The 11,703-nt window shown below is 73.9% G+C and carries 12 protein-coding genes and 1 riboswitch; all 12 genes read left to right on the forward strand.

Going from position 1 to position 11,703, the window contains the following annotated elements; all coding sequences use genetic code 11:
- Positions 1-121 precede the first annotated feature (121 nt).
- Positions 122-336, forward strand: a riboswitch (cobalamin riboswitch).
- 153 nt (positions 337-489) lie between these two features.
- The 12 genes from ACQZ2A_RS19985 (at position 490) to rplT (ending at position 11,614) form a co-directional block, all read left to right on the forward strand.
- Positions 490-2,919, forward strand: a complete 2,430-nt coding sequence (locus ACQZ2A_RS19985) for a ribonucleoside-diphosphate reductase subunit alpha (protein WP_430214507.1) — start codon at positions 490-492, stop codon at positions 2,917-2,919.
- Positions 2,916-3,944 (forward strand): ribonucleotide-diphosphate reductase subunit beta, encoded by a 1,029-nt coding sequence (locus tag ACQZ2A_RS19990; RefSeq protein WP_430214509.1) that lies wholly within the window; start codon positions 2,916-2,918, stop codon positions 3,942-3,944. The genes ACQZ2A_RS19985 and ACQZ2A_RS19990 overlap by 4 nt, the downstream gene beginning before the upstream one ends.
- A gap of 83 nt (positions 3,945-4,027) precedes the next feature.
- Complete coding sequence (locus ACQZ2A_RS19995) at positions 4,028-5,155, forward strand: histidinol-phosphate transaminase (protein ID WP_430214511.1); 1,128 nt, start codon at positions 4,028-4,030, stop codon at positions 5,153-5,155.
- Positions 5,152-5,766, forward strand: coding sequence for an imidazoleglycerol-phosphate dehydratase HisB (gene hisB, locus ACQZ2A_RS20000; RefSeq protein WP_430214513.1), 615 nt, complete (start codon positions 5,152-5,154; stop codon positions 5,764-5,766). The genes ACQZ2A_RS19995 and hisB overlap by 4 nt, the downstream gene beginning before the upstream one ends.
- 4 nt (positions 5,767-5,770) lie before the next feature.
- Positions 5,771-6,436 (forward strand): hypothetical protein, encoded by a 666-nt coding sequence (locus tag ACQZ2A_RS20005; RefSeq protein ID WP_430214515.1) that lies wholly within the window; start codon positions 5,771-5,773, stop codon positions 6,434-6,436.
- A complete protein-coding gene (gene hisH, locus ACQZ2A_RS20010) occupies positions 6,433-7,074 on the forward strand; it encodes an imidazole glycerol phosphate synthase subunit HisH (RefSeq protein ID WP_430214517.1) in 642 nt (213 codons plus the stop codon). Before ACQZ2A_RS20005 ends, hisH begins: the two co-directional genes overlap by 4 nt.
- A gap of 122 nt (positions 7,075-7,196) precedes the next feature.
- A complete protein-coding gene (priA, locus tag ACQZ2A_RS20015) occupies positions 7,197-7,934 on the forward strand; it encodes a bifunctional 1-(5-phosphoribosyl)-5-((5-phosphoribosylamino)methylideneamino)imidazole-4-carboxamide isomerase/phosphoribosylanthranilate isomerase PriA (protein WP_430214518.1) in 738 nt (245 codons plus the stop codon).
- A 52-nt stretch (positions 7,935-7,986) separates the two neighbouring features.
- The gene (locus ACQZ2A_RS20020; RefSeq protein WP_430214520.1) at positions 7,987-9,189 is read left to right on the forward strand and encodes an MFS transporter; all 1,203 of its coding nucleotides are present in this window, start codon (positions 7,987-7,989) and stop codon (positions 9,187-9,189) included.
- Between the two features lie 23 nt (positions 9,190-9,212).
- Positions 9,213-9,971 (forward strand): SseB family protein, encoded by a 759-nt coding sequence (locus tag ACQZ2A_RS20025; protein WP_430214521.1) that lies wholly within the window; start codon positions 9,213-9,215, stop codon positions 9,969-9,971.
- Between the two features lie 264 nt (positions 9,972-10,235).
- A complete protein-coding gene (gene infC, locus ACQZ2A_RS20030; protein WP_430214523.1) occupies positions 10,236-10,940 on the forward strand; it encodes a translation initiation factor IF-3 in 705 nt (234 codons plus the stop codon).
- 48 nt (positions 10,941-10,988) lie between these two features.
- On the forward strand, positions 10,989-11,183 hold the full coding sequence (rpmI, locus tag ACQZ2A_RS20035) for a 50S ribosomal protein L35 (protein WP_204129855.1): 195 nt from the start codon (positions 10,989-10,991) through the stop codon (positions 11,181-11,183).
- 47 nt (positions 11,184-11,230) lie between these two features.
- On the forward strand, positions 11,231-11,614 hold the full coding sequence (rplT, locus tag ACQZ2A_RS20040; protein ID WP_430214524.1) for a 50S ribosomal protein L20: 384 nt from the start codon (positions 11,231-11,233) through the stop codon (positions 11,612-11,614).
- Positions 11,615-11,703: the final 89 nt, after the last annotated feature.

Consider the following 11,703-nt stretch of genomic DNA (forward strand, 5'->3'; position numbering starts at 1 on the left):
CCCGGCGCATCGGACCAGAGCCGGGACATGGGACCAGAGCCGGGACATCGGACCCGAGGTGGGGTCGGCGGCGCGACACGCCACGACATGTGGGTCCCCGATGCTGTCGCACCCCCCACATATGGTGTCTCTCGCAGCTGGTCCTCGAGCCGCCCCCGGGCGGTGAGAGGGGCAAGAGGGAACCCGGTGGAACTCCGGGACTGCCCCGCAGCGGTGAGTGGGAACGACCCCCGTCAGATGAGCACTGGGCGCGCGAAGCGCCTGGGAAGCGACGGGCAGTAGGCGGCGCGAGCCGGGCCCACGAGTCCGAAGACCTGCCAGTCGCGCCGTGCCCGCCCGGGTGCGGCACCTTTCGCGGTCGCGTGGGACGGCCGACGGGAGCAGGTGGTCCTCGGGCGCCGGCGTCACCGCCGGCCGCTGCGTCGTCCCCTCGTCCTCGTCACCCCTCGCGCGCTCGCGGCCGGTCCATCGAGCTCGCGAGGAGAGAGCATGACCACCACGACCGAGGGCCCCGCCCCGGCGACCACCACCCCGGACGCCCCCGAGGCGCCCGCCCCGCACCGCACCGCGATGCAGGTCCGCAAGCGCAACGGCGACCCCGAGCCCGTCGACGTCACGAAGATCGTGCGTGCCGTCGAGCGGGTCAGCGACGGACTCGCCGAGGTCGACCCGCTGCGCGTCGCGACCCGCACCATCAGCGGCCTGTACGACGGCGCGACCACCGCCGAGCTCGACCGCCTCTCGATCCAGACCGCCGCCGAGCTCATCGGCGAGGAGCCGGAGTACAGCCGCCTGGCCGCCCGCCTGCTCGCCGGCTACGTCGACAAGGAGGTGCGCGGCCACGGCGTCGCGTCCTTCAGCCAGTCGGTCGCGCTCGGGCACGCCGAGGGGCTGATCGGCGACGCCACCGCCGCGTTCGTCGCGGCCAACGCGGTCAAGCTGGACCGCGCCGTCGACCCCGGGAACGACCGGCTCTTCGAGTACTTCGGGCTGCGGACGGTGTGCGACCGCTACCTGCTGCGCCACCCCACGACCCGCCTCGTCCTCGAGACGCCGCAGTACTTCCTGCTGCGCGTGGCCTGCGGGCTGGCGACCAGCACCCGCGAGGCGCTCGAGCTGTACCGCCTGATGGCCCGCCTCGACTACCTGCCGAGCAGCCCGACCCTGTTCAACTCCGGCACCCGCCACACCCAGATGAGCTCGTGCTACCTCGTCGACAGCCCGCGCGACGAGCTCGACTCCATCTACGAGCGCTACCAGCAGGTCGCCCGCCTCTCGAAGTTCGCCGGCGGCATCGGCATCGCCTTCTCCCGGGTCCGGGGCCGCGGCGCCCTCATCCGCGGCACGAACGGCACGAGCAACGGCATCGTCCCCTGGCTGCGCACCCTCGACGCGAGCGTCGCCGCCGTCAACCAGGGCGGCCGGCGCAAGGGCGCCGCGTGCGTCTACCTCGAGCCGTGGCACCCCGACGTCGAGGAGTTCCTCGAGCTGCGGGACAACACCGGCGAGGACGCCCGCCGCACCCACAACCTCAACCTCGCGAACTGGCTGCCGGACGAGTTCCTCCGCCGGGTCGAGGCCGACGAGCCGTGGAGCCTCGTCGACCCGAGCGAGGTGCCGGGGCTGACCGACCTCTGGGGCGAGGAGTTCGACGAGGCCTACCGCGCCGCCGAGCGCGAGGGCCGAGTCGTGCGGCAGCTGCCGGCCCGCGAGCTGTGGGGCCGGATGATGCGCACCCTCGCCCAGACCGGCAACGGCTGGATGACGTTCAAGGACGCCGCCAACCGGGCCTGCAACCAGACCGCCGAGCCCGGCCAGGTCGTGCACCTCTCCAACCTGTGCACCGAGATCCTCGAGGTGAGCAGCGACGACGAGACCGCCGTCTGCAACCTCGGGTCGGTCAACCTCTCGCGCCACCTGACCGCCGACCGCTCCGACGTCGACTGGGAGAAGCTGCGCGCCACCGTGCGCACGGCCGTGACGTTCCTCGACCGCGTGGTCGACGTGAACTACTACCCGAGCGAGCAGGCCGCGGCGTCCAACCCGCGCTGGCGCCCGGTCGGGCTCGGGTACATGGGGCTCCAGGACGTGCTCTTCGCGCTCCGGCTGCCCTTCGACTCGCCGGAGGCGCTCGACCTCTCGACGCGGATCGCGGAGGAGGTGCTGCTCACGGCCCTCGAGCGCTCCAGCGAGCTCGCCGCCGCGAGCGGTCCGCACCCGGCGTTCCGCCGCACCCGCGCCGCCCGTGGAGTCCTCCACCCGGACCACTTCGATGCCGTGCCGACCCAGCCCGAGCGCTGGGACCGGTTGCGCGAGAACGTGGCCGAGCACGGGCTGCGCAACAGCCTCGTCGTGGCCATCGCGCCGACGGCGACCATCGCGTCGATCGCCGGCTGCGGCGAGTGCATCGAGCCGCAGGTCTCCAACCTCTTCAAGCGCGAGACGCTCTCGGGCGAGTTCCTCCAGGTCAACGGCCACCTCGTGCGCGAGCTCAAGGCGCGCGGCCTCTGGACGGCGCAGACCCGCGACGCGGTCAAGCGCGCCGACGGCTCGGTGCAGGGCCTCGTGGACCTGCCGGAGGACGTCCGCACGCTGTTCCGCACCGCGTGGGAGCTGCCGCAGCGGGCCCTCATCGCGATGGCCGCCGCGCGCCAGCCGTACGTCGACCAGAGCCAGTCGCTCAACCTCTTCATGGCCAGCCCGACCATCGGGAAGCTGTCCTCGATGTACCTCCACGCGTGGAAGTCGGGCCTGAAGACCACGTACTACCTGCGCTCGCGGCCGGCGACGCGCATCCAGCAGGCGACGGTCTCCGAGAACCGATCCGCCGCAACCATCCCCACCACCCCCGTCCCCACCGACGAGGAGGCCCTCGCCTGCTCGCTCGAGAACCCCGAGAGCTGCGAGGCCTGCCAGTGACCGCCACCACCACCACGACCGAGACCCCGCTGCTGCTCGACCCCGGCATGAGCCTCACGCTGCGGCCGATGCGCTACCCGCACTTCTACGACCGCTTCCGCGACGCCATCAAGAACACGTGGACGGTCGAGGAGGTCGACCTGCACTCCGACCTCGCCGACCTGCACCGCCTCAGCCCGGCCGAGCAGCACCTCGTCAAGCGGCTCGTGGCCTTCTTCGCGACGGGCGACACCATCGTCGCGAACAACCTCGTGCTCAACCTCTACGAGCACGTGAACGCCCCCGAGGCCCGGCTCTACCTGTCGCGGCAGCTGTTCGAGGAGGCGGTGCACGTGCAGTTCTACCTGACCCTCCTCGACACCTACGTCCCCGACGAGCGCGAGCGGCACGAGGCGTTCGCGGCCGTCGAGAACATCCCGTCGATCAAGGCCAAGGCCGACTTCTGCTTCCGGTGGATCGACAGCCTCGCCGACCTGCGGACACTGGAGACCCGCGAGGACCGGAAAGCGTTCCTGCTCAACCTCGTCTGCTTCGCGGCGTGCATCGAGGGGCTGTTCTTCTACGGCGCCTTCGCGTACGTGTACTTCCTCCGCTCGCGCGGCCTGCTCAACGGCCTCGCGTCCGGGACCAACTGGGTGTTCCGCGACGAGAGCATGCACATGGCCTTCGCGTTCGACGTCCTCGACACCGCGCGCGAGGAGGAGCCGGACCTCGTCGACGAGCAGTTCGAGGACGACGTGCGGCGGATGGTCGCCGAGGCCGTCGACGCCGAGGCGCAGTTCGCCGACGACCTGCTCGGCGGGGGAGTGGCGGGGCTCTCGACCGCGGACATGCGCTCCTACCTCGAGCACGTCGCGGACCGGCGTCTCGAGCGGCTCGGCATCGCGCCGCTCTACGGGTCGGCCAACCCGCTGGCGTTCATGGAGCTCCAGGACGTGCAGGAGCTGTCGAACTTCTTCGAGCGGCGGGTGTCGGCCTACCAGGTCGGCGTCAGTGGTCGGGTCACCTTCGACGACGACTTCTGACCGAGGCCGGAGGGGATGCGGGGCGGCGGCCGGACGGTGGTCGCCCCGCACCCGCCCACCGGGGGCCTCCTAGACTCACCGGCATGGACCCCCGCGCCACCGTCGACTCGATGCTGCGCGCCGACCTCCGGGGACGGACCGCCTACGGCGCACCGCAGCTCGACGTCCCCGTCGCGCTCAACACGAACGAGAACTCGTACCCGGTGCCCGACGTCGTCGTCGAGGCGATGACCCGCGCGGTCGAGGAGGCCGCCCGCGGGCTGAACCGGTACCCCGACCGCGAGTTCACCGCCCTGCGCGAGGACCTCGCTGCGTACCTGTCGCGCAGCGGCACACCGGTGACCGCCGACCAGGTCTGGGCCGGCAACGGCTCGAACGAGGTCCTGCTCCACCTGCTCCAGGCCTTCGGTGGCCCGGGCCGCACCGCGCTCGGCTTCACGCCGGCCTACTCGATGCACCCGATCATCACGACGACCACCGGCACCGCGTGGGTCGACGGGATGCGCGGCGTCGCCGGGGCCGGCGCCTTCGACCTCGACGCCGCCTCCGCCGTCGCGCAGGTGCGCGAGCACCGGCCGGACGTCGTCTTCCTCTGCTCGCCGAACAACCCGACCGGCACCGCGCTCGACCTCGACACCGTCGTCGCCGTGCACGACGCCGCCGACGGCGCGCTCGTCGTCGTCGACGAGGCGTACGCCGAGTTCGCCCGTCCCGGAACGCCGTCCGCGCTGACGCTGCTCGCCGGCCGGCCGCGGCTGGTCGTCACCCGCACGATGAGCAAGGCCTTCGCGCTGGCCGGCGGGCGGCTGGGCTACCTCGCCGCCGACCCCGCCCTCACCGACGCCCTGCGCCTCGTCCGGATGCCGTACCACCTGTCCACCCCGACGCAGGCCGTGGCCCGGGCCGCCCTGGCCCACGCCGACCTCATGCTCGACACCGTCGACGTCGTCAAGCACCAGCGCGACCGCATCGTCACCGAGCTCACCGCGCTCGGGCTCGATCCGGTGCCGAGCGACGCCAACTTCGTCCTCTTCGGGGGCCTGGCCGACAGCCACGTGACGTGGCAGGCACTCCTGGAGCGGGGTGTCCTCGTCCGCGACGTCGGCATCCCGCACTATCTTCGTGTCACGGCCGGGACGCCGGAGGAGACCACCGCCTTCCTCGACGCCCTCGCCGCCCTCGTCCCGACCCACGTTGGAGCAGCCTCGTGAGCACCGCCGAGACCCACCGCACCGCCACGGTGCGCCGGGCCACGTCCGAGAGCACCGTCGAGGTGACCGTCGACCTCGACGGCACCGGCCGCGGCGAGGTCAGCACGGGTGTGCCGTTCTACGACCACATGCTGCTCTCGCTCGCGAAGCACTCGCTCATCGACCTCACCGTGCGCGCCGACGGCGACACCCACGTCGACGCCCACCACACCGTCGAGGACGTCGCGATCGTGCTGGGCCAGGCGGTCCGAGAGGCGCTGGGCGACAAGTCCGGCATCTCCCGCTTCGGCGACGCCACCGTGCCGCTCGACGAGGCGCTGGTCCAGGCCGTCGTCGACGTCGCCGGGCGCCCGTACGTCGTCCACGAGGGCGAGCCGGCCGGCCAGGAGCACGTCGTCATCGGCGGGCACTACATCGGCTCGCTGACGCGCCACGTCCTCGAGTCCTTCGCCTTCCACGCCCAGATCGCCCTGCACGTGCGCGTGCTGTCCGGCCGCGACCCCCACCACGTCGTCGAGGCCCAGTTCAAGGCGCTCGCGCGCGCCCTGCGTGCCGCGGTCGCCCGCGACCCGCGCGTCGAGGGCGTGCCGAGCGCGAAGGGTGCGCTCTAACCCCGTGGCCGCCGACGCGCGCTCGGGCACGGGGCACGGTCTGCTCCTCGTGCGGCGCTCGCCCGCGTCCGTCGGGCGCTGGCTGCGCACCGGCCTGGTCGCCGCCACCATGGCCCCGCTCGACGGCTGGACCGGCGTCACGGTCTCCGACGACGGCGCCCGCAGCGCCGCCCCGTTCGACGCCGCGCTCGAGGTGCTGGCCGCCCGCCCGGCGCCCCGGCGGGGTCGGCCGGTCCTCGGGTTCTTCGACCTCGCGGGCCGCGCCGTCGTCACCCTGCAGCCGGCCGGGGTGCGCCGGGCCCAGCAGTGGGTGGTCTGGCAGCCGCGCGTCGGGGTGGTCGAGACGCCCTCTCTGCCACGCCTCGGGGTCCCGAGCCTGCTCGCCGCCGCCGGCGCCGGGGGCCGGGTCCGCCCGGACGACGTGGCCGGCGTCCTGCGCTCCGGCGACGGCACACCCCTCGACGTCCTCGTCACCCTCCTCGGGATGCTCGGCCTCCCCGGCCGCGAGCTCCTCGAGAACGGCGACTGCCCGGGCGCCAGCGACGTCGAGCCGTCGATGCGCGGCGTCCTGATGTTCGACCGGCTCGTCGCCGACGAGGCCCAGCACCGGGCCGAGTGGGAGGCCGCCTGGGGTGGCCCGGCGACCGACGGGGCCCGGGAGACCCGGTGAGCGCAGACGTCGTCGTCCTCGACTACGGCAGCGGCAACATCCGCTCGGCCGTGCGCGCCCTCGAGCACGTGGGCGCCGCCGTCACGCTGACCGCCGACCGCGACGCCGCGCTCGGGGCATCCGGGCTGTTCGTCCCCGGCGTCGGCAACTTCCACGCGTGCATGGCCGGGCTGGCCGCCGCCGACGGGCCGTACGTCATCGACCGGCGGCTCGCGGGCGGGCGGCCGGTGCTCGGCGTCTGCGTCGGGATGCAGGTGATGTTCGAGGGGTCGAGCGAGCCGAGCGCCGCCCCGGTCGCCGGCGTGGGGGAGTGGCCGGGCACCGTCTCGCGCCTGCACGCACCGGTCGTCCCGCACATGGGCTGGTCCGAGGTGGAGGTCGCCGACGGCACGACGCTCTTCGCCGGCATCGAGCGCGAGCGGTTCTACTTCGTCCACTCCTACGCCGCGCACTCCTGGGACCTCGTCCCGCGCGGCGACGCCTTCGACGTGGTCGCGCCGCGGGTCACCTGGGCCACGCACGGCGAGCGGTTCGTCGCCGCCGTCGAGAACGGCCCGCTCGCCGCGACGCAGTTCCACCCCGAGAAGTCGGGCGAGGCCGGGCTGGCCCTCCTCGAGAACTGGGTCCGCTCGCTCTGACGCCGAGCACCCCGGACGGGTCGAGGTGATGCCGGGCCGTCCGGGGGTGCGGTTCCACCTCGAACCGGATGGGGGATGGACCGGGCGGCGGGCGCGTCGGGGCTCCCGGCAGACTGGCCCCCGTGACCGACCAGCCCCGCCTCCAGCTGCTGCCCGCCGTCGACGTCGTCGAGGGACGTGCCGTCCAGCTCGTCCAGGGCGTCGCCGGCAGCGGCGGCGAGTTCGGTGACCCCGTCGAGGCCGCCCTGCGCTGGCAGGAGCAGGGCAGCGAGTGGCTGCACCTCGTCGACCTCGACGCCGCCTTCGGCCGCGGCTCCAACGCCGAGCTGCTCGCCCAGATCGTCGGCCGGCTCGACATCGACGTCGAGATGAGCGGCGGCATCCGCGACGAGGAGTCGCTCGCCCGCGCCCTGGCCACCGGCTGCCGCCGCGTCAACATCGGCACCGCCGCGCTCGAGGACCCGGAGTGGACCGCGCGCGCCATCGCCGAGCACGGTGACCGCGTCGCCATCGGCCTCGACGTCCGCGGCACCACGCTCGCCGCCCGCGGCTGGACCAGCGAGGGCGGCGACCTCTGGGAGACCCTGGCCCGCCTGGACGCCGAGGGGTGCGCGCGCTACGTCGTCACCGACGTCGCCAAGGACGGGATGATGAAGGGCCCGAACCTGCAGCTGCTGCGCGACGTCTGCGCGCGCACCGACCGCCCGGTCGTCGCCTCCGGCGGCATCTCGACCCTCGAGGACGTCGCCGCGGTCCGCACGCTCGTCGGCGAGGGCGTCGAGGGGGCCATCGTCGGGTCGGCCCTCTACCGCGGCGCGTTCACCCTCCCCGAGGCGCTCGAGACCGCCGGGCGACCCTGACCCGGCCGAAACCGGCGTGCCCGGCGTCGGTGCCGGGTGCGAGCATTCTCGGGTGATCACCCGCTACCGCCGCGTCCTCGCGGTGCCCGCCCTGCGCCGTGCGCTGCTGCTCGGGCTGCTCGTGCGGGTGCCGGTCTTCGCCGGCGGCATCGTCATCACCCTCCACGTCGTCGACGACCTCGGCCGCTCCTACGGCGAGGCCGGCGTGGTCGCCGGGGCCGCCACCGTCGCCATCGCGGTCTCCGGGCCGTGGCGCGGGCGGCTGCTCGACCGGCGCGGCCTGCGGAAGGTCGTCGCGCCGTCGCTCGTCGTCACCGCTCTCTGCTGGTCGGTCGCCCCGTTCGTCGGCTACTGGTGGCTGCTCGCGCTGGCCACCCTCGCCGGGCTCTTCGTGATCCCGACCTTCAGCATCATCCGGCAGGCGGTCATCACGGCGGTGCCGGGTGAGGACCGCCGCACCGCCATCTCCCTCGACGCGGTGGCCGTCGAGCTCTCCTTCATGGCCGGCCCGGCGCTCGGGGTGTGGGCGGCCACGGTGTGGCGCACCGACCTGGTGCTGCTCGTGATCCAGGCCGGCGCCGTCCTCGCCGGTGTCCTCCTCTGGGTCGCCGACCCCGTGCTGCGCGCCCCGGACGGCGAGGGGGAGGGTGCCACGGCGCCGCCGCGCAGCAGCTGGTTCCGCCCGGGCCTGGTCCTCGTCCTGCTCGGGGCCGCCGCGTGCACGGTCGTCCTCGGCGGCACCGACATCGCCGTCGTCGCCGCGCTGCGCGACGTCGGCGCCGCCTCGAGCATCGGCCTCGTGCTCGCCGTCTGGGGGCTGGGGTCGCTGCTCGGCGGGCTCGTCTACGGCGGGCTGCACCGCTCGGTCAACGCGTTCTGGCTGCTCGGCGGCCTGGCCCTCTTCACCGCGCCGCTCGCGCTCGCCGGCGGGCCGCTCTCGCTCGGCGCGCTGGCCTTCGTCGCCGGACTGTTCTGCGCGCCCACCATCACCGCGACCATCGACCAGGTCAGCCAGGCCGTCCCGGCCACCGCGCGCGGGGAGGCGATGGGCTGGCACGGCTCGTCGATGACGGCCGGCATGGCGCTCGGGGCGCCGGCGGCCGGCTACGTCATCGACCACGCGGGCTGGGCGGCCGGCTTCGTCGCCATCGCCGCGATCGGGGTGGTCGTCGCGCTCGCGGGCCTGCTGGTCACGACCACCCGGGCCCGGTCCCGCCGGACCGCTCCGGCCGACCCCGCCCGGGCCGCCGCCTGACCGGCGTCGGTAGCGTTCCCCGGATGCGACCGCCCGAGCCCGAGCCGCCCGCCGCCGACCCCGTCGCCGCGGACTCCGCCGGAACCCCCTGGCAGCGACGCGAGCTGAGCCCGTCGGGCTTCGAGGCCGACACCGGCGCCGCCGACCCCGCCCTGCGCGCCGCCGCGACGGGCGAGGCCGACGACACCACGCTGATGCGTGCCCTCGAGGCCGCCCGCCTCCTCGTCCCCGTCGTCGCCGAGCCGACCGGGGTCGACGACAGCGGCGAGCACGCCGTCGAGACCGGCGTCGACATGGCCGCGGTCACCCTCGTCGCCCCCGACGGCCGTCGCGCCCTGCCCGTCTTCTCGGGCACCGACGCGCTCGCGGCCTGGGACCCCGCCGCCCGCCCGGTCCCGGTCACCCCGGCCCGCGCGGCACAGGCCGCCGTCTCCGAGGGCTGCGACGTCCTCGTCCTCGACGTCGCCGGCCCGGCCACCCGGGTCCTGCGCCCCTCGATGCTCTGGGCGCTGGCCCAGGAGCGCGCCTGGGAGCCGGCGCCGACCGACCCCTTCGTCGAGCGGGCCGTCGCCTCCGCGCTGGCGCCCGAGCCGGCCGTCACCGCCCACGCGCTCGAGGAGGGCGCCCCGGCCGGGGAGGGGGTGCTGGGCGTCGTCCTCACCCTCGCACCGGGCCTGAGCGCCGAGGACGTGCGGGCCGTCGCGACGCGGGTCGGCGAGCGCCTCGCCACCGACGGCGAGCTCCGGGCGCGCGTCGACGGCCTCGCCTTCCGCATCCTCTGAGCAGGGCGGACGATTTCGGGAGCGGGGCCCGGGGCTGGTAGCCTCGTGTGTTGACCGACCGCCCCTGCGGGGGTGGTGCGCAAGAGAAGCCCCGCTTCCACCCGCGTCGACCAGCATGGTCGCCGGGTTCCCGGTCCGCGACGAGACGTCGTGCGCGCCCTCCGGCGTGCCGCGGCCTCCCGTTGCCGACCGGTCGGAACGAGGCTCCTCTGCACCCGGTGCGAGGAGCCTTCCTCGTCCCCGGCGGCCACACGATCGCAGGACGTGACGAAGGAGAAGCACATCAGCGAGCCACGCATCAACGACCGCATCCGGGTTCCCGAGGTGCGGTTGGTCGGCCCGAACGGCGAGCAGGTCGGCATCGTCCGCGTCGAGGACGCCCTCCGTCTCGCGGCGGAGGCCGACCTCGACCTCGTCGAGGTCGCACCGATGGCGAAGCCGCCGGTCGCCAAGCTCATGGACTTCGGCAAGTTCAAGTACGAAGCCGCCATGAAGGCCCGTGAGGCACGCAAGAACCAGGTCAACACGGTCATCAAGGAGATCAAGCTCCGCCCGAAGATCGACCCGCACGACTACGGCACCAAGAAGGGCCACGTCGTCCGGTTCCTCAACGGCGGGGACAAGGTCAAGGTGACGATCATGTTCCGCGGCCGCGAGCAGTCCCGCCCCGAGCTCGGGTTCCGGCTGCTCCAGCGCCTCGCCGAGGACGTCATCGAGCTGGGCACCGTCGAGTCCCAGCCGAAGCAGGACGGCCGCAACATGGTCATGGTCCTCGCGCCGACCAAGAAGAAGGCGCAGGCGATGGCCGAGCAGCGCAAGAAGCGCGACGAGGCCAAGGGCGCCCACGCCGACGAGGCGGCCGAGCCGGTCGAGGCGACCGACGAGGTCACCGCGTCCGACGAGGCGGCCGAGCAGGTCGAGGCAGCCACGCCCGCGGAGGCCCCGGCCACCGCGACCGACGCGGACTGACCCCCGCCCCCCGTTCCCGACAGCACACCACGCAAGGAGATCGGCACCATGCCGAAGAACAAGACGCACAGCGGCACCAAGAAGCGCTTCCGGGTCACCGGCTCGGGCAAGATCATGCGCGAGCAGGCCGGCCACGTCCACAAGTTCCACGAGAAGACCCCGCAGAAGGCCCGGGCCCTCTCCAAGGACGTGCTCGTCTCCAAGGCGGACGTCTCCAAGGTCAAGAAGCTCCTCGGCCGCTGAGGCCTCCCCATCCCACGTACTGACGAAGCACAGCAAGGAGAACTCACGTGGCACGCGTGAAGCGGGCGGTCAACGCCCAGAAGAAGCGCCGGGTCGTCCTCGAGCGGGCCAGCGGCTACCGCGGGCAGCGCTCGCGGCTCTACCGCAAGGCCAAGGAGCAGGTCCAGCACAGCCTCGGCTACGCCTACCGCGACCGCCGGGCCCGCAAGGGTGACTTCCGTCGCCTCTGGATCCAGCGGATCAACGCCGCGGCCCGCGCCAACGGCATGACCTACAACCGGTTCATCCAGGGCCTGAAGGCCGCCGAGGTCGAGGTCGACCGCCGCATGCTCGCCGAGCTCGCGGTCAACGACGAGGCCGCGTTCGCCGCGCTCGTCGAGATCGCCAAGGCCAACCAGCCGGCGCGCGAGCCCGCCAAGGCCTCCGCCTGAGCGACCCCCGAGTGCTGACCAACCCCCGGTCCGACCGGGTCAAGGCGGTCCGCTCGCTCCAGAAGCGGGGGGGGGGGGGGGGGGGGGGC

It is taken from the genome of Phycicoccus avicenniae, assembly GCF_050496545.1.
Lineage (GTDB): Bacteria > Actinomycetota > Actinomycetes > Actinomycetales > Dermatophilaceae > Phycicoccus > Phycicoccus avicenniae_A.